This window comes from Nocardioides ginsengisegetis, assembly GCF_014138045.1.
Classification (GTDB): domain Bacteria; phylum Actinomycetota; class Actinomycetes; order Propionibacteriales; family Nocardioidaceae; genus Nocardioides; species Nocardioides ginsengisegetis.
In genome coordinates, this window is record NZ_JACGXA010000001.1 from 2,514,621 (window position 1) to 2,535,615 (window position 20,995).

At 70.4% G+C, this 20,995-nt stretch carries 23 protein-coding genes; 2 read left to right on the top strand and 21 right to left on the bottom strand.

Annotated features, from left to right (window positions below):
- Positions 1-84: 84 nt before the first annotated feature.
- From FB382_RS22870 to rpsP, 11 genes are all read right to left on the bottom strand, one after another.
- On the bottom strand, positions 85-510 hold the full coding sequence (locus tag FB382_RS22870; RefSeq protein WP_343055585.1) for a TadE family protein: 426 nt from the start codon (positions 508-510) through the stop codon (positions 85-87).
- Complete coding sequence (locus FB382_RS22875; protein ID WP_182539436.1) at positions 507-2,405, bottom strand: pilus assembly protein TadG-related protein; 1,899 nt, start codon at positions 2,403-2,405, stop codon at positions 507-509. Before FB382_RS22875 ends, FB382_RS22870 begins: the two co-directional genes overlap by 4 nt.
- Before the next feature lie 53 nt (positions 2,406-2,458).
- A complete protein-coding gene (locus FB382_RS12040) occupies positions 2,459-2,869 on the bottom strand; it encodes a hypothetical protein (RefSeq protein ID WP_182539439.1) in 411 nt (136 codons plus the stop codon).
- Positions 2,870-3,067: 198 nt separating this feature from the next.
- Positions 3,068-3,376 carry a DUF2469 domain-containing protein gene (locus FB382_RS12045; RefSeq protein ID WP_182539441.1) on the bottom strand — a complete coding sequence of 103 codons (309 nt, stop codon included), beginning with the start codon at positions 3,374-3,376 and terminating at the stop codon, positions 3,068-3,070.
- The gene (locus FB382_RS12050) at positions 3,373-4,131 is read right to left on the bottom strand and encodes a ribonuclease HII (RefSeq protein ID WP_182539442.1); all 759 of its coding nucleotides are present in this window, start codon (positions 4,129-4,131) and stop codon (positions 3,373-3,375) included. The genes FB382_RS12045 and FB382_RS12050 overlap by 4 nt, the downstream gene beginning before the upstream one ends.
- 16 nt (positions 4,132-4,147) lie before the next feature.
- Positions 4,148-4,867 (bottom strand): signal peptidase I, encoded by a 720-nt coding sequence (lepB, locus tag FB382_RS12055; RefSeq protein ID WP_343055586.1) that lies wholly within the window; start codon positions 4,865-4,867, stop codon positions 4,148-4,150.
- A gap of 125 nt (positions 4,868-4,992) precedes the next feature.
- Positions 4,993-5,343, bottom strand: coding sequence for a 50S ribosomal protein L19 (gene rplS, locus FB382_RS12060; protein ID WP_125038809.1), 351 nt, complete (start codon positions 5,341-5,343; stop codon positions 4,993-4,995).
- A 193-nt stretch (positions 5,344-5,536) separates the two neighbouring features.
- Positions 5,537-6,700 carry a tRNA (guanosine(37)-N1)-methyltransferase TrmD gene (trmD, locus tag FB382_RS22880; protein ID WP_182539446.1) on the bottom strand — a complete coding sequence of 388 codons (1,164 nt, stop codon included), beginning with the start codon at positions 6,698-6,700 and terminating at the stop codon, positions 5,537-5,539.
- Between the two features lie 4 nt (positions 6,701-6,704).
- Positions 6,705-7,253, bottom strand: coding sequence for a ribosome maturation factor RimM (rimM, locus tag FB382_RS12070; RefSeq protein WP_343055587.1), 549 nt, complete (start codon positions 7,251-7,253; stop codon positions 6,705-6,707).
- Positions 7,254-7,343: 90 nt separating this feature from the next.
- The gene (locus FB382_RS12075) at positions 7,344-7,586 is read right to left on the bottom strand and encodes an RNA-binding protein (RefSeq protein ID WP_182539448.1); all 243 of its coding nucleotides are present in this window, start codon (positions 7,584-7,586) and stop codon (positions 7,344-7,346) included.
- Positions 7,587-7,591: 5 nt separating this feature from the next.
- Positions 7,592-8,125, bottom strand: a complete 534-nt coding sequence (gene rpsP / locus FB382_RS12080) for a 30S ribosomal protein S16 (RefSeq protein WP_182539450.1) — start codon at positions 8,123-8,125, stop codon at positions 7,592-7,594.
- A gap of 180 nt (positions 8,126-8,305) precedes the next feature.
- Here rpsP and FB382_RS12085 point away from each other — a divergent pair, with 180 nt between their 5' ends.
- Positions 8,306-8,902 carry a hypothetical protein gene (locus tag FB382_RS12085; protein ID WP_182539452.1) on the top strand — a complete coding sequence of 199 codons (597 nt, stop codon included), beginning with the start codon at positions 8,306-8,308 and terminating at the stop codon, positions 8,900-8,902.
- Here FB382_RS12085 and FB382_RS12090 read toward each other — a convergent pair.
- The 8 genes from FB382_RS12090 to FB382_RS12125 all read right to left on the bottom strand — a co-directional run bounded on the left by FB382_RS12090 (position 8,899) and on the right by FB382_RS12125 (position 17,748).
- On the bottom strand, positions 8,899-9,972 hold the full coding sequence (locus FB382_RS12090; RefSeq protein ID WP_182539454.1) for an amidohydrolase family protein: 1,074 nt from the start codon (positions 9,970-9,972) through the stop codon (positions 8,899-8,901). The genes FB382_RS12085 and FB382_RS12090 overlap by 4 nt on opposite strands.
- A gap of 81 nt (positions 9,973-10,053) precedes the next feature.
- Entirely contained in the window at positions 10,054-10,422 is a 369-nt protein-coding gene (locus tag FB382_RS12095) for a hypothetical protein (RefSeq protein ID WP_182539456.1), read from the bottom strand.
- On the bottom strand, positions 10,419-11,981 hold the full coding sequence (ffh, locus tag FB382_RS12100; RefSeq protein ID WP_182539458.1) for a signal recognition particle protein: 1,563 nt from the start codon (positions 11,979-11,981) through the stop codon (positions 10,419-10,421). Before ffh ends, FB382_RS12095 begins: the two co-directional genes overlap by 4 nt.
- A gap of 42 nt (positions 11,982-12,023) precedes the next feature.
- Positions 12,024-14,249 (bottom strand): [protein-PII] uridylyltransferase, encoded by a 2,226-nt coding sequence (locus FB382_RS12105; protein WP_182539460.1) that lies wholly within the window; start codon positions 14,247-14,249, stop codon positions 12,024-12,026.
- A 3-nt stretch (positions 14,250-14,252) separates the two neighbouring features.
- Positions 14,253-14,591, bottom strand: a complete 339-nt coding sequence (locus FB382_RS12110; RefSeq protein WP_125038817.1) for a P-II family nitrogen regulator — start codon at positions 14,589-14,591, stop codon at positions 14,253-14,255.
- Positions 14,588-15,934, bottom strand: a complete 1,347-nt coding sequence (locus tag FB382_RS12115; protein ID WP_182539462.1) for an ammonium transporter — start codon at positions 15,932-15,934, stop codon at positions 14,588-14,590. The genes FB382_RS12110 and FB382_RS12115 overlap by 4 nt, the downstream gene beginning before the upstream one ends.
- A 147-nt stretch (positions 15,935-16,081) precedes the next feature.
- Complete coding sequence (locus FB382_RS12120) at positions 16,082-16,420, bottom strand: P-II family nitrogen regulator (RefSeq protein ID WP_125038818.1); 339 nt, start codon at positions 16,418-16,420, stop codon at positions 16,082-16,084.
- Positions 16,417-17,748, bottom strand: a complete 1,332-nt coding sequence (locus tag FB382_RS12125; protein WP_221767666.1) for an ammonium transporter — start codon at positions 17,746-17,748, stop codon at positions 16,417-16,419. The genes FB382_RS12120 and FB382_RS12125 overlap by 4 nt, the downstream gene beginning before the upstream one ends.
- A 653-nt stretch (positions 17,749-18,401) precedes the next feature.
- On the opposite strand from FB382_RS12125, the gene FB382_RS12130 reads away from it, so the two are divergent.
- Positions 18,402-19,496 (top strand): IS110 family RNA-guided transposase, encoded by a 1,095-nt coding sequence (locus tag FB382_RS12130; protein ID WP_182536692.1) that lies wholly within the window; start codon positions 18,402-18,404, stop codon positions 19,494-19,496.
- Between the two features lie 30 nt (positions 19,497-19,526).
- On the opposite strand, the gene ftsY is transcribed toward FB382_RS12130, so the two are convergent.
- Positions 19,527-20,681: a signal recognition particle-docking protein FtsY gene (gene ftsY, locus FB382_RS12135; RefSeq protein WP_182539464.1), complete on the bottom strand. Its 1,155-nt coding sequence runs from the start codon at positions 20,679-20,681 to the stop codon at positions 19,527-19,529.
- Positions 20,682-20,742: 61 nt separating this feature from the next.
- Positions 20,743-20,964, bottom strand: a complete 222-nt coding sequence (locus tag FB382_RS12140) for a hypothetical protein (protein WP_182539466.1) — start codon at positions 20,962-20,964, stop codon at positions 20,743-20,745.
- Positions 20,965-20,995 lie beyond the last annotated feature (31 nt).

Genomic DNA, 20,995 nt, shown 5'->3' on the forward strand with positions numbered 1-20,995 from the left:
TGACCCCGTCCCTCGAGCCGACATGACCGATCGGTCATCCGGGCACCGCCCGGGTGGACCATGTGGACGAATCAGTCGACAGCCTCACGGTGTCACGCAGGCCAGTGGGTCGATCGGCACGTTCTCGACCCGGTTGGTCGCGCTCTGGATCACAGTTCCGTGGTCCGGCACTGGCAGGATTGCCAGGTCGAGACTCTGGATCCGCACCGTCACTGTGACCAAGACGCCACGCGCGGCGGTGTTCGTCGCGTTGGCATACCGATAGGTGACGGTTGGCGGGGTCGAGCCTACGTTCGGGAACTCCGCGTGAGCCCGCGCCGCGTCGACCGTGCACGTCGGGTCGGTGCCGACGATGAGCCGCCTCGCCGCCTCACGGGCGGTCGCAGCGGCCGTCTCGAGGGCCCAGTACTGGTAGCCGTACTGGATGATCCCCAGCACCACAAGAAGCACGATCGGGAAGACCAGGGCGAACTCGACGACAGTCGAGCCATCGTCGCTTCGGGCTCTCACTGGACCAGCCTGATGATCCGGGGGCCGACCCCGACGTACTCCGACTCGGCACCGTGGTAATCCGCGGGGACTGCCGGCAGCGCGCTCGGGCTGATGGTCATGAAACGGATGGCGCGCAGCTTTCCCGACGAGTCCATCAGCAGCCCGTGTTTCAGTGCGACGTCCGGTTCGCTGTAGGGCTGCAGGGGGTTCGTGAACGACTGGTCGATGAGACTCGTGGCCGTGAGCAGGCCGCCCGACAACGGGGACAGGACCGCCTGATCGAGGAGCGGAAGGGTCCCGTCGAGGGCCGAAGCCTGTGTGATGAAGATCGGACGGAACGTCAGCACCGGGTAGTCGCCGGCCTGAACAGCGGACGTGGCCCCTGCTGTCGAGATGACCGCCACCCACATGAATCGACTCGAGTCGTAGATGCCTCGCTTGAGGTTGCTCGTCGGAGTGATGACGGGCAGTCCGCTGCTGAGGTAGGTGTCGGTGTTGAAGAACGTCTGGGACGTCAACAGAGATGGGTTGATCACGAAATCCGTGAACCGATCGTCGTTGATCGAACGGCCGTTCAGGGAGAAGGTCCTGCCCGCCGCGCACGGATGCGTCGACGTGCACGTCAGCCGTCCCTGGGCCCCGATCATGCCCTCGGTGAAACCGGCCTCGTAGGCATTGCTCATGTTGGTGACGACGCAGTTCGGAACCTGGCCTCCGTTGTTGCCGTTGGTGTCCTTGACGGTGCTCGGCGAGCTCGCATCGCATTGAGTGGCATTGACCAGCGTCTTCAGGGCGTCGAAGCTCAGTGCTCCCGTGCTGAGCAGCGTCGGGTACTGCGTGATCAGGTGGTCGATGCCGTTCTGGAGGTTCAGGATGAAGTTGATGCTCGCCTGGGTGCCCTCTCGCGGGCTCTTGAGCAACCGACCGCATGACACGTCATTGAGACTGTCCAGCAGTGGGTCGACGTTCAGGAACGACGTGTCGATGGAGTACCCGCGGCCCGTCTCCACGCCCAACACCGTCGTCGTCACGACCGCGACCTTCACCTGCCACTCGCCCGCGGTCAGCATGACGCCTGGTGGTACTGCCACCACGAGGTAACCGAGGCGTCTGGGGTTGTTGCCCGGGTTGAGGGTCAAGGTGCCGGCGGCTTCGTACTGCTGACGCTGGAGCCCACTACCGCGAGCGAAAGCCACCACGTACTTCTGGTTCGCGCTCAGCGCCGGCCATTCCTTGCCGCTCACCTGAACGTTCGGTGTCGTTCCCGACAGTTGCTGGGTGACCCGGCCAGGAGACACTCCGTTCATCTTCGGGTCCACCAGCGTCGTGGTCGGCCACGTGGTGGTGACTGGAACCGGTCCGGCGTTCTGGTGAGTGGTCGAGATGTACCCGAACGGCACCCCGCCGTTGAGGAGGTTGCCACCGGCGTTGAGCAAGCAGTCGAGCGAGAGCGCCATCGGTGCCAGCAGCCCCGGCGACGTCACCTTTGCGGTCGCCTGCTTCTGCTGGATCGTGCCGTCCTTGCCGACGACGCCGGCGAAGCCGAAGTCGATCTGCGCCCGCGGTGTGAGCACCTTGACCTGGTTGCGAACCGGGATCTCGACCATGTGCGCGGCAAGCAGCCCCGCGGCATAGGAGTCGAGCGTCGCCGAGGTCGGGTCCGCCGGGCATGCTGGTATACCCGGGTTGAGCTCGGCCTGCCCCGGCACCGGGTGGCAGGCGACGTAGTAGGCGACGGCCTTGGCGACCTTGACGCGCTGCGCGTCGGTGTCTGCCGGCAGGAACTGGGCGGCGTAGGTGGCGGCCCGGTCGGCCTGCACCTGAAGCTGGCCGCGGCGCGCCCACGTGTTCCCGAGATCAACGGTGAAGGCTGCGATGACGAGGAGGACAACAGCCACGATGGCGGTGAACACCGCAACCGCGCCGACGTCGTCGGGACGACGGGGACGCGCGCCAGGCGACCTCGTCACCGACATACCGCGCTGCTCACCGTGACGTCACTGAGCCGCTGGGAGAAGTCCGTGACCAGCGCCCCACCTCCGGGCAGTGGGATCAAGGAAGCCAAACCACTCGTCGGAGCCTCGACATGGATGTCGACAGTCACCCCGACGCTGGGCAGCACCTCGGTGACAGTGACCAGGACCGCGGCCGCTGTCATGGGCGATCCGGACGGGTTGAGTCCGTTCACCACGCTGGCGACCTGCGCGGCCACCGCGGACTTGAGGCCCTCACACGTGAAGGTTCCTGCCACGGCTCCGGTGGGCACGGCCGGCGCCAGCGTGTCGACGCTCTGGGCACGCCAGAAGTAGTCGCCCCACTGGATGATGCCCACCAGCAGCGGCGCAAGGAGGAGGCTCACCACGAGGCCGGCCTCCACCGCCGCCACACCGGAGTCGGCGTGGCGGGGACGGCATCGCGAGCCCGGCATCTCTCCCCCGTGTGCGAACGCAGACGTGGCGGCTCCGAGTCGCCGCCTGTCTCCCGACGGTAAGTCGGTTACCCGGGAGTAGCGAGAAATTTGCCAGTAATTTTACTTCTGGCCCGGAAGGTCCAGACCTGGGACCGTGCTGAGGTTTCAGACCTTCGGCGGGTCGATCTCCGAGGGGCTCAGCTCCTCGACGTTGACGTCCTTGAACGTCAGGACCTTCACGTTCTTCGCGAACCGCGCCGGGCGGTACATGTCCCACACCCACGCGTCGCTCATTGACACCTCGAAGAACACCTCGCCGGCCTCGGTGCGGGCCTTCACGTCGACCTGGTTGCACAGGTAGAAGCGGCGGTCGGTCTCCACGACGTACTTGAAGATCGAGACCACGTCGCGGTACTCGCGGTAGAGGGTGAGCTCCATCTCGGTCTCGTACTTCTCGAGATCCTCGGCACTCATCGGGTCTCCTCCCCCATCGACGGCCCCCTGGACATCCTCGTGGACGGCCCCGCGGAGGGGCTCAGGGCCAGTTCACGGTCATTCTGCACGGGTGCGGGCGGCTCGAGCCCGGCGGCCCGCCGTACGTTGACGAACCGCATCCGGTGGACCGGCGACGGGCCGTGCTCGAGCAGCGCAGCGGTGTGCACGTCGGTGATGTAGCCCTTGTGCGTCTTGAAGTCGTACGCCGGCCAGTCGGTGTCCAGGTCGCGCATGATGCGGTCGCGGGTGACCTTGGCCAGGACCGAGGCCGCGGCGATGCACGCGGCGACCCGGTCGCCCTTCCACACGGCCAGGCCGGAAACGCCCAGGCCGTCGACCGGGAAGCCATCGGTGAGGACGTAGGCGGGCGGCAGATCGAGCAGCGCGACCGCCCGGCGCAGCGCCTCGACGTTGGCGACGTGCATGCCGAGCCGGTCGCACTCGTCGTGTGGCAGCACCACCACCGACCACGACAGGGCGCGCTTGACGACCTGGTCGTAGCAGCGCTCCCGGGCCTTCTCGGTGAGCAGCTTGGAGTCGGCCAGTCCCGGGACGATCCCCGCCTTTCCCGGAGGCAGGATCGCGGCACCCGCGACGAGCGGGCCGGCGCACGCGCCGCGGCCCGCCTCGTCGACCCCGGCGATCGGCTCGATGCCGTGGCGGCGGAGGGCGCGCTCGTAGCCGTAGAGCCCGGCGTCACGCCGGACGGTGGATCCTCGGGGCAGGGAGCTCATGGGTGGCCGCGCGGGCTCAGGAGGGGTCGGGCACGTCCGCGAAGTCGGCGGGGCGGTGCAGCCAGGAGAAGCGGTCGGAGGGCCACAGCAGGACGAAGACCTTGCCGACCACGAGATCGGTGTCGACGTACTCGTCGCCGGGCACGCAGTCGGTCTCGTCCTTGGTGCACATGTGCACGGTGGAGTCGGCCGAGTGGCCGCGGTTGTCGCCCATCACGAAGATGTGCCCGGCCGGCACGGGGCCGGCGGTCCAGTTGCAGCCGATCATCGGCCCGTTGCAGGGCGTGTCGTCGTGCTTGACGTAGGCGTCCTCGTCGAGCGGCTGGCCGTTGACCATGATCCGGCCCTGCTTGTCGCAGCACTTGATCACGTCGCCGGCCACGCCGATGACCCGCTTCACGAGGTGGCCACCGGACGGGTAGAGGCCGATCTTGGCCATCAGCGAGGTGATCCCGGAGTCGGGCCCGGTGGCCTCGTCGGCACCGAGCCAGTCACCCGGGTCCTTGAAGACGACCACGTCGCCGCGCTGGGGCGTCCCGCCGAACCAGTAGGAGACCTTCTGGACGAGGATCCGGTCGTTCTTGACCAGGCCCGGCTCCATCGACTCCGACGGGATGTAGAACGCCTGGACGAACAGCGCCTTGATGACGATGGCCAGGACGAGGGCGATCCCGAGCAGCAGGATCGTCTCCTGCCAGATCGGCAGGTGCTTCTTCTTGGTGCCGGCGGCCTTCACGGAGCCCGTCCTGTTCTGGGAATGCGAAGACCGCGACCCCGGTTCGTCTGGTTCGACGACGGTCGTGGGGTCGCGGTCCTCGGAAGTCACTTGCAGAGCCTAGCGATCCTCTGGTCGGGAATCGCTCAGCTCTCGCGACGCTCCTTGATCTTGGCGGCCTTGCCGCGCAGGTTGCGCAGGTAGTAGAGCTTCGCGCGACGGACGTCACCGCGGGTGACGATCTCGATCGACTCGAAGATCGGGGAGTTCAGCGGGAAGGTGCGCTCGACACCGACGCCGAAGGAAACCTTGCGGACCGTGAACGTGCGGCCGATGCCCGAGCCGTGCACGCGGATCACGACGCCCTGGAAGACCTGGACACGGGAGCGGCTGCCCTCGACGACCTTCACGTGGACCTTGATGGTGTCGCCGGCGCGGAAGGCCGGGACGTCGTCGCGCTTGTGGGCGTTGCCGAGCTCGGCAATGAGGTTGGTCATTTCTCTCCTCACGGCTGCCACAGGTCAGACGCGGTACGGGGATGTCGCGTTCAGTTGTCGGCCCAGCACTGGTGACCGGCGGCGTCAGGCTCCCCCTGTGGCAGGAACTGACGCGGACCCCCCGGCAGGACGAGTCCTCGGGGCGATCCGTGTTTGGCCGGCTGGGCCGAGGAGCCAGTCTGCCACAGGGCCCTCAGGCCCGGGAAATCCGCTTGGTCATGCGCACGACGCCCGGCTCGACCTCGCCGCGCAGGCGGTAGCCGGCCTTTTTGTACATGCGTTGGTTGCGTGCACTCCCGGCCCCGGTGAAGAGGGCGTACGACGCGGCCTCGGTGGGGGCCAGCGCCTCGATCCGCTCCAGGAGGCTGCGGCCGAGCCCGCGGCCCGCCACGTCGGGGGCCACCATCAGCCGCCCGACCTCCCAGAGGTCACCGTGCAAGGAGGCGCGGACGGCGCCGACCAGCCGGCCGGCGGAGCGCGCCACGAGGACGGTGTCGCGACCCAGCCAGGAGCGCAGGTCGTCCAGGGACTCGTGGAGGGCGGGGATCCGCACGTCGGGGTTGTCCTGCTGCTCCTGCACCCAGCAGGCACGCTGGAGGACGAACAGCTCACCCGCGTCCGCCGGCTCGGCGAGCCGGACCTCGACCCCGTCGAGCAGCGTGGCCGCGGGCAGCAGGTCGGGCCGGCGCTCCGTCGTACGGCGCACCGCCTGGTCGTGGCGCCAGGACGCGATCGCCGCGTGGTTGCCGCCGAGCAGGACCTCGGGCACCTCGAGCCCGCGCCAGGCGGCGGGCTTGGTGTAGACGGGGTACTCCAGGAGGCTCGCCCCCGAATCGGACAGGGCGTGGGACTCCTCCACCAGCGACTCCGCGTTGCCCATGAAGCCCGGCAGCAGCCGCACGACGGCCTCGGTGATCGCGAGCGCGGCCACCTCCCCGCCGTTGAGGACGTAGTCGCCGATCGAGACCTCGCGGACCTCGGTGCGGGTGCGGGCGTGGTCGAGCACCCGCTGGTCGATGCCCTCGTAGCGACCGCAGGCGAAGACGATCCGCCCGCGCGTCGACAGCTCGCGCGCCAGCGACTGCGTGAACGGCTCGCCCGAGGGAGTGGTGACCACAACGGTCGCATCCTCGATGGCGAGCTCGTCGAAGGCCGCGCCCCAGGGCTCGGGCTTCATGACCATGCCCGCGCCGCCGCCGTACGGCGTGTCGTCGACCGTGTGGTGCCGGTCCTGGGTCCACTGCCGCAGGTCGTGGACGCGGATGTCCAGCAGCCCCTTGTCACGCGCCTTGCCCGCCAGCGAGAGCTCCAGCGGGGCGAGGTAGTCGGGGAAGATCGTGACGACGTCGATGCGCACCGGGTCAGTCGTCCTCGGGGAGCGGTGTCACCAGACCGGGGCGGTCGGCGACGACGACCCGTCCACCGGGTACGTCGACCTCGGGGACCAGCGCCTTCACGAACGGCACCAGCGCGTCGCGGCCGTCGGGCGTCCTCACGACCAAGAGGTCCTGCGCGCCGCCGTGCACCAGCGCGCTCACCTCGCCGAGGTGGGTGCCGTCGAGGTCGTGCACCGCGAGGCCGACGAGCTGGTGGTCGTAGTACTCGTCGGGGTCGTCGGGCGAGGCGTCGGCCGGGATGGTCGCGTGCAGGGTGATCCCCCGCGCGGCCTCGGCGGCGTTGCGGTCTGGAATCTCGACGAACGTCACGAGGAGCGTCTGCTGGTGCCACCGCGCCTTCGCGACGGTCAGCTGGCGAAGCGGGCTGTGCGACCCGCGCGGCGCCTCCGCCCGCAGGACCGCGCCGGGCGCGAAGCGGCGCTCGGGCTCGTCGGAGCGCAGGTCGAGGGTGACCTCACCCCGGATGCCGTGCGGCTTGCCGATGCGGCCGACCACGACCTCGATCGTCTCCACGTGTTCCTCTCGCTGCTCTGCGTCTGCTGCTGGAAATGGCGAACGGGTGCCGTCCCCGGAGGGACGGCACCCATTCAAGCGGTCCTGGGCTCAGCGGCGCCGGTCCACGTCGACGAAGTCGACGCGGGCCCCGCCCCGACCGGCCAGCGCGGAGATCACCGTGCGGAACGCGGTCGCGGTGCGGCCGCCACGGCCGATCACCTTGCCGAGGTCGTCCGGGTGCACCCGGACCTCGAGGATCGAACCGCGACGCAGCTGCTTGTCGCGGACGCTCACGTCGTCCGGGTGCTCGACGACACCGCGCACCAGGTGCTCGAGGGCCTCGGCGAGCACGGCGCTCAGGCCTCGGCCTTGTCGGTGCCCTCGGTGGCCTCGGTGGGCTCGTCGGCCTTCGCCTCGTCAGCCGCGGGAGCCGCGGGAGCCTCCTCGGTCTTCGCCTCGTCAGCCTTCTCGGCCTTCTCAGCCTTGTCGGCCTTGGGCTCGGCCTTCTTGGCGGCCTTCTTCGTCACGGCGTCGCCCTTGGGCTCGGAGTGAGCCTCCTTGAGCGCCTCGTTGAAGATCTCGAGCTTGTCGCGCTTGGGCTCCTTGACCTTCAGGGTGCCCTCGGTGCCCGGGAGACCCTTGAAGGTCTGCCAGTCGCCGGTGACCTTGAGGATCGCCTCGACGGCCTCGGTCGGCTGCGCGCCGACGCCCAGCCAGTACTGCGCCCGCTCGGAGACGACCGCGATGTACGACGGGTCCTCCTTGGGGTGGTACTTGCCGATCTCCTCGATCACGCGACCGTCGCGCTTCTTGCGCGAGTCGACGATGACGATGCGGTACTGCGGCACCCGGACCTTGCCCAGGCGCTTCAAACGGATCTTGACCGACACGTTGGGGTGTCTCCTCGATGAATGGTGTGTGGTGAGGGACCCGCGGACCAGGTGGGGACACCGGGTCGGGCTCCTCGATGGGCTCTGCGGCGTCCGGGTGAGAGGGTCCGGGCGCACAGGACTCAGCGGGAGATTCTGCCAGACCTGACCGGCCCGGCCTAAATCGGGCAGGGTGCTGCCATGAGCACCCCGCCACCCCACGGCGCGCCCCCGCCGTACGCCGGCCCTCCGGTCCCGCCGCCCCTCCCGCGCAGGCGTCGCCCCAGCGGATGGTGGTTCGCCCTGGGCGGGGGCCTCGTGGTGCTCGCGATCGCCGTCGGGATCGGGCTGTTCGTGTGGACGCTCAAGGGGCTCCTGTCGACCGAGGCGACCGTGCCGGCCACCGGCGACCTCGCGGCGGTCGTGCTCGAGGGCGACCTCGACCGCGACCGGATGCTGTGGTTCGAGGACGGCCGCACGCAGCAGTGCGTCATCCACGACGCCGACACCGGCGACCCGGTCGATGCCCGGCCCGTGCACGGCGAGTTCTCACGGACCGACTCCCAGGGCAGCTTCCACGGCATGCTCCGCTTCGACCCCGGGTCCGGCCGGCTCGCGTTCGAGTGCAGCGGCGGCGGGCACGTGCTGGTCAGCGAGGCACCGCGGCTGGGCGGCTTCGTCGGCGGGATCGTCGCGACCATCCTCCTGCCGCTCGTCCTCGGCGGCGCCGGCGTGCTCGTCCTCATCGTGACGACCGTGCTGTTCGCGACCGGGGCTCCGCGCGAGCGAGCCGCCTAGGCCACGACGCGGCCGCGCAGCACCACCCGGGCCGGCGTGCGCAGCACCGAGAGGTCCTCGATCGGGTTGCGGTCGAGGACCACGAAGTCGGCGGGCGCGCCCTCGTCGAGCCCGGCGTTCCAGCCGAGCCAGGCGCGGGCCCGCCAGGACGCCGCCCCCAGGACGTAGTCGGCGGGCAGCCCCAGTCCGACCATGGCCTCGATCTCGCCGGCCAGCTCGCCGTGCCGGGCGACGCCGCCGCCGTCGGAGCCGACGTACAGCGCGACACCCGCCTCGTAGGCCGACATCAGCGTCTCGCGCCGGCGGGCGTAGAGGTCCTCCATGGTCGCGGCGTAGTCGGGGAACTTCTCCCGGCCGGCGTCGGCGAACCCGGGGAACTTCGCGGTCTGCATCACCGTCGGCACCAGCGCGACCCCGGCCGCGGCCATCTGCTCGACCTGGTCGACCGCGAGGCCGGTGCCGTGCTCGATGCAGTCGATGCCCGCGTCCAGCAGGCCCTGGAGGACGTCCGGGCCGAAGCAGTGGGCGGTCACCCGGGCGCCCGCCTCGTGGGCCGCGGCGATGGCCGCCGCGAACGCGTCCTCGGGGAACGACGGCGCCAGGTCGCCGGTCTCGCGGGAGATCCAGTCCCCCACGAGCTTGACCCAGCCGTCGCCGGCGCGGGCCTCGCGGGCGACGTACGCCGTGAGGTCCTCGGGCTCGATCTCGTGGGCGTAGTTGCGGATGTAGCGCCTCGTCCGCGCGATGTGGCGCCCCGCCCGGATCAGCCGCGGGAGGTCCTCGCGCTCGTGCACCCAGCGGGTGTCGGCCGGCGACCCGCAGTCGCGCAGGAGCAGCACGCCGGTGTCGCGGTCCAGGACGGCCTGGCGCTCGACCTCGTCGTCGCCGACCGCGCCGTGGTCCTCGAGACCGAGGTGGTTGTGGGCGTCGACCAGTCCGGGCACGATCCAGCCGCTGCCGGCCAGCTCGGAGCCGGCCTGCTTCTCGTAGGTGACCCGCCCGTCCACGACGTACAGCTCACGCGTCTCCCCGTCGGGGAGCACCGGACCGCTGAACCTCAGGACAGTCATGCCGGAGGACGATAGTCCGTCACGTTTCCGTTGTCCGGAGGCCGGCGAATTCAACCGGTGCAGCAACAGAAACGTGCCGGACTATCCCAGCTGGTCGAGCAACCAGGAGGGGCTCAGCGCCATCGCCCCGACGCCCTCGCAGCGCGCCCGCAGGAACCGGTCGGCTGTCACCACGGTCACCCGGTCACCGCGCTCCGCGGCCGCGCGGGTCTCGGCGACGATCGTCTCGTCGCCGCTGCCCTGCGCGTGCACCACCCGGACGTGGCCGTCCCGGCCCGCCTTCACCCCGCCCTTGGCGGCACCCTCCAGCACCAGCACGATCACGTCGTGCGGCGTGTCCGCGACCAGCAGCCCCTCGTGGAGGCGGCGGGCCGCGCCGGCCCGGTCCTTCCACCAGCCGTCGGGGCGGGAGCCCACGACGTTGGCGGCGTCGACGACCAGGGTGGTCACTTCAGGAACTTGGAGAAGTCCTTGGGCAGGTCCAGGGCCGCGGCGGCCTTCTCGTAGTCGATGTCCTCGGTGGGCTGGCCGAAGGGGTTGGCCGAGGCGGCCTTCTCCTTCTCCGCGGCGGCCTGCTGGGCGGCCTTGGCCGGGTTGCCGGAGCGCTTGGCGCCCTTGCCCTTCTTGGGCTGCGCCTTGGTCTTGCCGCGCTTGCCGCCCATGCCGGGCATCCCCGGCATGCCGGGAATCCCGGGCATGCCGCCCCCGCGCGCCATCTGCATCATCATCTTGCGGGCCTCGAAGAACCGGTCGACGAGGTTGTTGACGTCGGAGACCTGGCGGCCCGAGCCCTTGGCGATGCGGGCCCGGCGCGAGCCGTCGATCATCTTGGGGTTGGCACGCTCGGCCGGCGTCATCGACTGGATGATCGCCTGGATCCGGTCGATCTCGCGCTCGTCGAAGTTCTCGAGCTGCTCGCGGAACTGCCCCATCCCGGGCAGCATCCCCATGATCTTCGACATCGAGCCGAGCTTGCGGACCTGCTGCATCTGGTTGAGGAAGTCGTCGAGCGTGAACTCGCCGCCCTGGCCGCTCAGCTTGGCGGCGGCCTTCATGGCCTCGTCCTGGTCGAAGGCCTTCTCGGCCTGCTCGATCAGGGTCATCACGTCGCCCATGTCGAGGATGCGCGAGGCCATGCGGTCGGGGTGGAAGAGATCGAAGTCGGTCATCTTCTCGCCGGCGGAGGCGAACATGACCGGCTTGCCGGTGATCGAGGCGATGGACAGCGCCGCACCACCGCGGGCGTCACCGTCGAGCTTGGTGAGGACGACGCCGTCGTACCCGACGCCGTCGAGGAACATCTGCGCGGTCGTGACGGCGTCCTGGCCGATCATCGCGTCGACGACGAACAGCACCTCGTCGGGCTGGACGGCGTCGCGGATGTCGGAGGCCTGCTGCATCAGCTCGGCGTCGACGCCGAGGCGGCCGGCGGTGTCGACGATGACGACGTCGTGCAGCTTGCGCTTGGCCTCCTCGACCGAGGCGCGCGCGACGGCGACCGGGTCGCCGACGCCGTTGCCGGGCTCGGGGGCGAAGACCGGCACGCCGACCCGCTCACCGTTGACCTGGAGCTGCTTGACCGCGTTGGGGCGCTGGAGGTCGGCGGCGACGAGGATCGGGGTCTTGCCCTGGTCCTTGAGCCACAGCGCGAGCTTGGCCGCGAGCGTCGTCTTGCCGGCGCCCTGGAGGCCGGCGAGCATGATGACGGTCGGGCCGGTCTTGGCGTAGCGCAGCCGGCGGGTCTCGCCGCCGAGGATGCCGACGAGCTCCTCGTTGACGATCTTGACGATCTGCTGGGCGGGGTTCAGCGCCTGGCTGACCTCCTCGCCGCGGGCGCGTTCCTTGACCGCACCGACGAACTCCTTGACGACCGGGAGCGCGACGTCGGCCTCGAGCAGGGCGATCCGGATCTCGCGGGCGGTCGCGTCGATGTCCGCCTCGGAGAGGCGGCCCTTCCCCCGGAGGTTCTTGAAGGTGTCGGCGAGCCGGTCGGAGAGAGTGGCGAACAAAGAGGCGTCCTCGTCGAAGAGTGGGTCAGTCGAGGGCCAAGACTACGTGACGTCCTCACCGGTCAGCGCGGCGCGGACGGCATGCGCCGCCTGGGCGGCCCGGTCGTCGTGGAGGGCACCGGCCGAGGACTCCTGCAGGTAGAACACGTCGACGGCCTGCGGACCGAGGGTGTCCACGTGTGCACTGCGTACGGCGATCCCGAGCCGCGCGAGTGCCGCGCACACCAGGTAGACGACCCCGGGCCGGTCGGCCGCGCGCACCTCGAGCACCGTCGCCTGCGCGGAGGCCTCCGGTCGGACCGCGACGCTCGGCGCGAGCACCTGGGCGTCGGCCGGTCGCAGTCGCCCCGCCGCGTCGAGGCGGCCCTCGACGATCGCCTCGAACCGCTGCCGCAGCACCGCGGCGTCGAGGTGCTCGTCGGCGGTCTCCCACACGACCACGCCGTACTGCTCCTGCGCCCAGGCCCGCGCGGCGCGGACCGGGGCCCGCTGCAGGGCGAGCATCGCGGCCATGTCGGCCATCAGGCCGACCCGGTCAAGCGCCACGACGGTGACCCGGGAGCCGTCCTCCGCGGGCTCGACCCGCACCGACACCCCGCCCTTGCGCACGTCCTTGGGGATGTCCACGACCTCGTCGGGGACGTCGGGCTGGGCGAGCCCGGTGTCCATGACCGCCCGCGTCCGGCGCGCCAGGTCGCGGATCAGGCCGGAGCGCCAGGTCGACCACGCCTTGGGCGAGGTGGCCCGCGCGTCGGCCTCGGTGAGGGACGTCAGCAGCGAGAGCGCCTCGACGCTGGGCATCCGGGACGCGACGAGGTCGACGGTGGCGGGGTCGTCGGGGTCGCGGGTGGTCGCGGTCTCGGCGAGGAGCAGGTGCCATCGCACCAGCGTCGCGACCAGCTCGACCGAGGACTCCTCGAAGCCCATCCGGGTCGCGATGTCCCGGGCCAGGGGCTCCCCCGCCACGCTGTGCTCGGTCAGGCTGCCCTTGCCGATGTCGTGCAGCAGCGCGGCGACCATGAGGACGTCGGGGCGCGAGACGTTGCGGATCAGGGTCGAGGCCTCGATGCAGGTCTCCACGACGTGTCGGTCGACGGTGTAGCGGTGGATCGCGGAGGCGTGCGGCAGCAGCCGGATCCGCTCCCACTCCGGGAGGATCCCGCTCAGGGCCCCGGTCTCCTCCAGCGTCTCCCAGACCGGGAGCAGCCCTCGGCCGGAGGCGAGCAGCCGGACGAGCAGCTGCCGGGCCTCCGACGGCCAGGGCTCGGGCAACGGGGGGCACTCCCGGACGAGGCGGGCGGCGGTCGGCGGGGCGAGGACGGCGTCGTGCTCCGCGGCGGCCGCGCAGGCGCGCAGCAGCAGCAGCGGGTCGTCGGCGGCCTTCACCTTGCCGTCGAGGACCACCTCGCCCGAGGACAGCGCGACCCCGTGGGCCAGCGGCGACAGGGACGGGCGACGGGCGCCCTTGACCGAGACGGGCCGGGACAGCACGCCGTCGACACGACGCCAGGTCAGCCGGGACAGGTGAGTGATCCGCCGTCCGAGCTCGCGCACGTGCACCTGTGCGGCCCGGGCGTCCTCGAGGCCGAGCTCGGTCGCGAGATCCGGCCACATCTCCGGGGCGATCCGGTCGGTGGCGCGGCCGGCGCGCCCCTGGACCAGGTCGCGCACGTCCAGCAGCGACTGCCGGCAGCGCTCGAGCTCCACGTGCGGCACGTCGACCAGCCACGTGGCGACCAGCGCCTTGAGCACGGTCGCGTCGCGCAGTCCGCCCTCGGCCTCCTTGAGGTCGGGCACGGACAGGTGGGCGAGCTCGCCGATCAGGTCGTGGCGGGAGCGCACCATGGCGTGCAGCGCCGGCAGCCGCTCGCGGGACTGACGACGCCAGTTGGCCAGCATGGTGGTGCGCAGGCGCAGGGTCAGGTTGGGGTCACCGGCGAGGTGCCGGAGGTCGAGCAGCCCCAGGGCGACCTTGAGGTCCCCGTCGGCCGCGGCCACCATCTCGGGCAGCGTGCGGACCGAGTGGTCGAGCTTGGCCCCGGAGTCCCAGAGCGGGTACCAGACCTTCTCGGCCACCTCCCCCAGCGCGACGCCCTCGTCGGAGACGAGGACGACGTCGAGATCGGAGTGCGGCGCCAGCTCCGAGCGGCCGTAGCCGCCCACCGCCACGAGCGCCGCGCCGACCTCCGGTCCCCCGCAGTCGTCGTACGCCGACGCGCACAGCGCATCCGCCTCGGCGGTGCGCTGTGCGCGCTCGGTGGCGGTCACGGGTCAGATGGCGGCGTCGTCGCGGTCGCCGGTGCGGACCCGCACGACGGAGTCGACCGGAGCGACCCACACCTTGCCGTCACCGATCCGGCCGGTGGCGGCGGTGCGCACGATCGCGTCGACGATGGCGTCCACGTCGGCGTCGGCGACCACGATCTCCAGGCGGATCTTGGGGACGAGCGCGATGTCGTACTCCGCGCCGCGGTAGACCTCCGTGTGCCCCTTCTGCCGGCCGTAGCCGCTGACCTCGGACACGGTCATGCCGGTGACGCCCACGGTCTCGAGCGCGACCCGGGTGTCCTCCCACTTGTGCGGCTTGATGACCGCGGTGACCAGCTTCATCGAGTTTCCTCCCGTACGTTCAACACTCCGGTCCCCGACGAGCGGGCGCCCGCGGTGGCATGCAGGTCGTAGGCGTTCTCCGCGTGCACGACGAGGTCGATCCCGTTGATCTCGTGCTCCTCGTCGATGCGGAAGCCCATGAGCTTGTCCACGACGAGACCAAGGATGCCCGACATCACGAACGCGTAGGCGAGCACCGCGCCACCGCCGAGCAGCTGTTTGCCGAGCTGGTCCACGCCGCCGCCGTAGAGAAGCCCGTCCACGCCGGTCGGGGCGGCCGCGGTGGCCAGCAGCCCGATGCCGAAGGTGCCCACGAGACCGCCGACGAGGTGGACGCCGACCACGTCGAGGGAGTCGTCGTAGCGGAAGCGGTACTTCAGGCCGACGGCCAGCGCGCAGACGGCGCCGGCCACGGCGCCCATCACGATGGCGCCGACCGGGGTCAGCGAGCCGCAGGAGGGGGTGATCGCGACGAGGCCGGCCACCATGCCCGAGGCGGCGCCCAGCGAGGTCGCGTGCCCGTCGCGGAAGCGCTCGAGGAGGAGCCAGCCGAGCGCACCGGCGGCCCCGGCGAGGAGCGTGGTGGTGAAGACGACCGCGGCGGCCTGGTTGGCGCCCAGGGCGGAGCCGGCGTTGAAGCCGAACCAGCCGAACCACAGCAGGCCGGCGCCGAGCATCACCAGCGTCAGGTTGTGCGGACGCATCGGGTCCTTGCCGAAGCCGACCCGGTGGCCCAGCACGACCGCGAGGGCCAGGCCCGAGGCGCCGGAGCAGATCTCGACGGCGGTGCCGCCGGCGAAGTCGACCAGGCCGACCCGGTTGGCCAGCCAGCCGCCGACGTGGTCGCCGCTGGAGAAGTCGAACACCCAGTGCGCGACCGGGGCGTAGACGACGAGGGTCCACAGTGAGACGAAGACCATCCAGGAGCCGAAGCGGGCCCGGTCGGCGATCGCCCCGGAGACCAGCGCGCCGGTGATGACGCAGAAGAGGCCCTGGAAGACGGCGAAGAGGATCACCGGGACCGTCGAGTCGCCGTTGCTGTCCGGGGACATCAGCTGGCCGAGGCCGGCGTACTGCGTCGGGTCGCCGAGCAGGCCGAGGCCGACGTCGTCGCCGAAGGCCAGCGAGTAGCCGACCAGGACCCAGAGGACCGCGATCGCGGCCAGCGCGCCGAACGTCATCATCATCATGTTCAGCACGCTCTTGGAGCGGACCATGCCGCCGTAGAAGAGGGCCAGGCCGGGGGCCATGAGCAGCACCAGGGCGCTGGAGGCGAGCAGCCAGGCGGTGTCGCCGGTGTCCAGCGAGGGCGCGGCGAGGAGGACGGTCGCGGCGGGGGTCATGGGCGCCCACCCTCGCCAGCGGCTGTTACGAGCGCGCTGCCCGATTGTTTCAGGCATGTTAACGACCCGCCTCTCCCGTGTGAGATGAGTCGGGTCGGACCCTCCCGGCGGCCGGCTCGGCGTGCGTGCCGACCGCCGGGAGATCAGTCAGAGTGCTGCTTCGTCGCGGTCGCCGGTGCGGACCCGGACGACGGTCTCGATGGGGCTGACCCACACCTTCCCGTCCCCGATGCGGCCGGTCTGGGCGGTCTTGACGACGATGCCGACGACGTCCTCGGCGTCACCGTCGTCCACGACGATCTCGATGCGGATCTTGGGGACCAGGGCGATGTCGTACTCCGCCCCGCGGTAGACCTCCGTGTGGCCCTTCTGGCGGCCGTAGCCGCTGACCTCGGAGACGGTCATGCCCGTCACCCCGAAGGTCTCGAGGGCCTCACGGACGTCCTCCCACTTGTGCGGCTTGATGACCGCGGTCACGAGCTTCATGCGTTCACCCCTTCGGTGACGGTGCTCTTGGCCAGGACGGAGGTCGAGGAGCCGCTGCCGCCGCCGCCGAAGCCGCTGTGCAGGTCGTAGGCCGCCTCACCGTGCTGGTCGCTGTCGATGCCCTCGACCTCGGACTCGGCCGTGACGCGCCACCCGATCGTGTACTTGATGAGCAGGGCGATGACCGTGGTCAGCACACCGGTCCACACGACCGTGAACAGCGCGGCGAGGGTCTGGTGGCCGAGCGACGTCAGGCCGCCGCCGTAGAAGAGTCCGTCGATGCCGCCCGGGGCGGTCGAGGTGGACACGAAGCCGATCAGCAGGGTGCCGACGAGACCACCGACGAGGTGGACGCCGACGACGTCGAGCGAGTCGTCCAGGCCGAACTTGAACTTCAGGCCGACCGCGGCGGCACAGGCCATGCCGGCGACCGTGCCGACGATGATCGCGCCGACCAGGTTCACGGCCCCACAGGCGGGAGTGATGGCGACCAGGCCCGCGACGATGCCGGAGGCAGCGCCGAGCGAGGTGGCCTTGCCGTGCAGGATCCGCTCCATCAGCAGCCAGCCGAGCATGGCGGCGCAGGTGGCGATGGTGGTGTTCATGAACGTCACGCCGGTCTCGCTCTGGAACTGCGCGGAGAAGGCCTCCGGGCTCGCCAGCGAGTCGCTCGTGAAGACGATGGAGCCGACGTTGAAGCCGTACCAGCCGAACCACAGCAGGCCGGCGCCGATCATGGTGAGCGTCAGGTTGTGCGGCTTCATCGGCTCCTTCATGAAGCCGACCCGCTTGCCGATGATCAGCGCGAGCACACCACCGGCGATACCGGCGTTGATGTGCACCACGGTGCCACCGGCGTAGTCCTGGGCGACCCAGTGGCTCGCGAGCCACCCGCCGGCCCAGACGTTGTGGGCGATCGGGAAGTAGCACAGCGTCAGCCAGATCGGGACGAACACGATCCAGGACGACAGCTTGACGCGGTCGGCGATGGCGCCCGAGATCAGCGCGACCGTGATGGCTGCGAACGTGAGCTGGAAGAGCACGTAGATGTAGTTGATGTGCGAGACGCCGTCGAGCCCGAACATGTCGAACGGGTTGGCGATGAGCTTGCCGTTGGCGTTGCCGGCGCCATCGGCACCCCAGCCCTCGGACCAGCCCCACAGCACGAACACGATGGCCGCCACCGCGAAGGCGGCGTAGGACATCATCATCATGTTCAGGACCGACTTGGAGCGGGTCATGCCGCCGTAGAAGAGCGCCAGGGCCGGAACAGTCATCATCAGGACGAGAGCCGTCGCCACCAGCATGAAGGCGTAATAGCCGTCCACAGAACCTCCAGGAGTTGCCAGTTTCGAGACGTTTCCCCTGGTCGACCGCTCTGTCTACGAGGTTCGCATCCCACTTGCCGGCAACACTCCGGTGAGGACGTTTCACCGCTCGTGTCCCTGTGTTGCGGTCAGGAAACGAGTTCCTGCCCTGTGTTACTTCCGTGTGAACAGCGTCTCAGCTCACAACCCGGGCTGGTGGGGTGCGGCAAGTAGCCGCTGGGGTCGGAATCACCGGGTGACCGGTGATTCCGACCCCAGGAGTGCGCAGGATCATCACTGAGCGCCCAGAAATGATGATCGTGCGCACGCGGGACTGCGCGCTGCTCGGCCGACACGCCGGGAGAGGGTCGGCCACGCGCGCGGGCGCCCGTCACCACCGGGCACTTGGGCCGGCTCGACCCGTCTGAGCCCGGCAGTTGCGCCAGTGAGACTTGTCTCGGTGTCGTGGAGGACGTGCTGACCCGAGTTGCGCCCTGTCGTCGCTGACTGACTTTGAGTCGATTCGATCGCGCGTTCTCCACGACCCAGCTCGATGCGCATTCAGGGCGCGCCGGCCGGGCTCGTGACTTGATAGGAGCCTGGCTGAGGTCTCATCACTGGTTTGTCCGTGACCCGGCTCGGCGCGCTGTCCCTGTTGAAAGGACGGCACCAGCATGACTCACAACCACACACAGATCGAGTCCGCCCAGGTCGGGATCTACGGCGGCGTGGACACCCACCTGGACTTCCACGTCGCGGCCGCGGTCAACGCACTCGGCGCGCTGCTGGGCACCGCGGTCTTCGCGACCACGGTCCAGGGCTATGCCGAACTACTGGCCTGGCTCCGCGCCTGGGGACCACTGGCCCAGGTCGGGGTCGAGGGAACCGGCTCCTACGGCGCCGGCCTGGCCCGTCACCTGCACCGCCACGATGTCGAGGTTCTCGAGATCAACCGGCCCGACCGGGCCAGCCGCCGACGCCGCGGGAAGACCGACGCCTACGACGCCGAGGCAGCCGCCCGGACCGCGTTGGCCGGTCACGCCCGAGCCGCCAAGATCAACACCGGGGCCGTGGAGTCGCTGCGGATGCTGAAGCTGCAACGCGACTCCGCGGTCAAGCAGCGCACCGCCACGCTCAACCAGATGCACCAGCTCAGGGTCACCGCGCCCCAAGAACTCCGCGAACAACTGACCGGCCTGACCAAACACACCCTGGCCACCCACTGCGTGCGGTTCCGCGTCACCCGCGACACCAACAGACTCACCGACCCCGTCCAGGCCGCCAAGAAGGCCCTGCATGGACTGGCCCGCCGAGTCCTGGCGCTCACCGCGGAGATCACCGAACTCGACGCCGACATCGCGGCCCTGACCAGGGCCATCGCCCCGGCCACCAGTGCCGCGGCCGGTGTCGGGGCCCAGACCGTGGCACAACTGCTGATCGCCATCGGCGAGCAACCCGAACGGTTCCACAGCGAGGCCGGCTTCGCCGCCCTCTGCGGCACCAGTCCAATCCCGGCCTCCTCGGGGAAGACCCAACGTCACCGCCTCAACCGCGGCGGGAACCGACAAGCCAACAGTGCCCTGCACATGGCCACCCTCAACCGGCTCTGCCACCACCCACCGACCAGGGCCTACATCGCCGCCCGCACCACCGATGCCAAGTCGGACCCCCACCTGCGCCGCAAGCTCAAGCGCTACCTCGCCCGCGAACTCTTCACCCTGCTGCGACAAGACCTACGAGCCCTCAACACCCCCGACATCGCGGCTTGACGCGTCATAGGAGCATCGACTCGACTGGCGTCAGCCGAGGAGGGCGTCGACGAACGCCCCGGAGTCGAACGGCGCGAGGTCGTCGGCACCCTCGCCGAGCCCGACGAGCTTGACCGGCACGCCGAGCTCCCGCTGGACGGCGACCACGATGCCGCCCTTGGCGGAGCCGTCGAGCTTGGTCAGCACGATGCCGGTCACGTCCACGACCTCGCTGAAGACGCGAGCCTGGATCATGCCGTTCTGGCCCGTGGTGGCGTCCAGGACGAGCAGCACCTCGGTCACGGGCGCCTGCTTCTCGATGACGCGCTTGACCTTGCCGAGCTCGTCCATGAGGCCGGCCTTGTTCTGGAGGCGGCCGGCGGTGTCGACGATGACGGTGTCCACGCCCCGGTCCACGCCCTCCTTGACCGCCTCGAAGGCCACGCTGGCGGGGTCGGTGCCCTCGGGACCGCGGACGACCTCGACGCCGACGCGCTCGCCCCAGGTCGCGAGCTGCTCGACGGCGGCGGCGCGGAAGGTGTCGGCGGCACCGAGCACGACGGAGCGGTCCTCGGCGACGAGGATGCGGGCGATCTTGCCGACGGTGGTGGTCTTGCCGGCGCCGTTGACGCCCACGACGAGTACGACGCCGGGCTTGCCGTCGGCACCGCTGACCTGCAGGCGGCGGTCCATGGTCGGGTCGACGAGCGCGAGCAGCTCCTCACGGAGCACGCTGCGGGCGTCGCCCGCGTCGGAGCCGTCCACGCGGAGGCGGGTGCGCAGCTTCTCGACGAGCTGCTGGGTGGGGGCGACGCCGATGTCGGCGGTCAGCAGGGTGTCCTCGATGGACTCCCAGGTGTCCTCGTCGAGCCGGTCGCGCGAGAGCAGCGCGAGCAGGCCGCGACCCAGGGTGCCCTGGGAGCCGGAGAGGCGCTGGCGGAGCCGCACCAGTCGGGAGGCGGTGCCCTCGGGCTTCTCCAGGACCGGGGCCGCCGGCTCGACCTCGACGGGCGCCGGGGGCGCCACATCGGTCGGTGTCGCGGTCGGCCGCTCGGTCGGTGCCTCGGTCGGAGGCGCGATGACGTCGGTGCCACCACGAGGCGGCTCGACGCGACCGCGCCGGGAGCTCACCAGGAAGGTGACTCCGAGGCCGACGGCGGCCACGGCAACCACGCCGATGAGGACGAACAGCACCAGGAGTGTCATGGCGCAATCCAATCAGAGAGCCGCCGCTCCCCCGGCATCGCGCGGGGAGGGGCTTCCGGCGTCAGGAGGCGCGGTCGGTGGCGGGGCGCCACTCGCCCGCGGGCTCGGCCTGCTCGGGCGCGGTGTTGTCGATCGTGGGGGCGGCCTCGACGGCCTTGGTCATCGCCTCGCCCAGCCACGAGGCGTTGGGAACCTCTTCCCCGCGGTGCGGGAAGGCCACGTAGGTCACGACGAGTCCGGCGAGCGCCAGGATCACGAGCATCACGACGATGATGACGAGCACGGTGGGTTCCTCCCGGGGTGGGTCACAGGTG

Bases quoted from the DNA above. Each gene is read 5' to 3' on its own strand.
- FB382_RS12120 (WP_125038818.1), bottom strand. From the start codon at position 16,420: ATGAAGCTCGTGACCGCGGTCATCAAGCCGCACAAGTGGGAGGACGTC.
- FB382_RS12130 (WP_182536692.1), top strand. From the start codon at position 18,402: ATGACTCACAACCACACACAGATCGAGTCCGCCCAGGTCGGGATCTAC.
- FB382_RS12045 (WP_182539441.1), bottom strand. From the start codon at position 3,376: ATGAGTGCCGAGGATCTCGAGAAGTACGAGACCGAGATGGAGCTCACC.
- FB382_RS12110 (WP_125038817.1), bottom strand. From the start codon at position 14,591: ATGAAGCTGGTCACCGCGGTCATCAAGCCGCACAAGTGGGAGGACACC.
- FB382_RS12050 (WP_182539442.1), bottom strand. From the start codon at position 4,131: ATGAGCTCCCTGCCCCGAGGATCCACCGTCCGGCGTGACGCCGGGCTC.
- FB382_RS12090 (WP_182539454.1), bottom strand. From the start codon at position 9,972: ATGACTGTCCTGAGGTTCAGCGGTCCGGTGCTCCCCGACGGGGAGACG.
- ftsY (WP_182539464.1), bottom strand. From the start codon at position 20,681: ATGACACTCCTGGTGCTGTTCGTCCTCATCGGCGTGGTTGCCGTGGCC.
- FB382_RS12085 (WP_182539452.1), top strand. From the start codon at position 8,306: ATGAGCACCCCGCCACCCCACGGCGCGCCCCCGCCGTACGCCGGCCCT.
- FB382_RS12115 (WP_182539462.1), bottom strand. From the start codon at position 15,934: ATGACCCCCGCCGCGACCGTCCTCCTCGCCGCGCCCTCGCTGGACACC.
- rplS (WP_125038809.1), bottom strand. From the start codon at position 5,343: ATGACCAACCTCATTGCCGAGCTCGGCAACGCCCACAAGCGCGACGAC.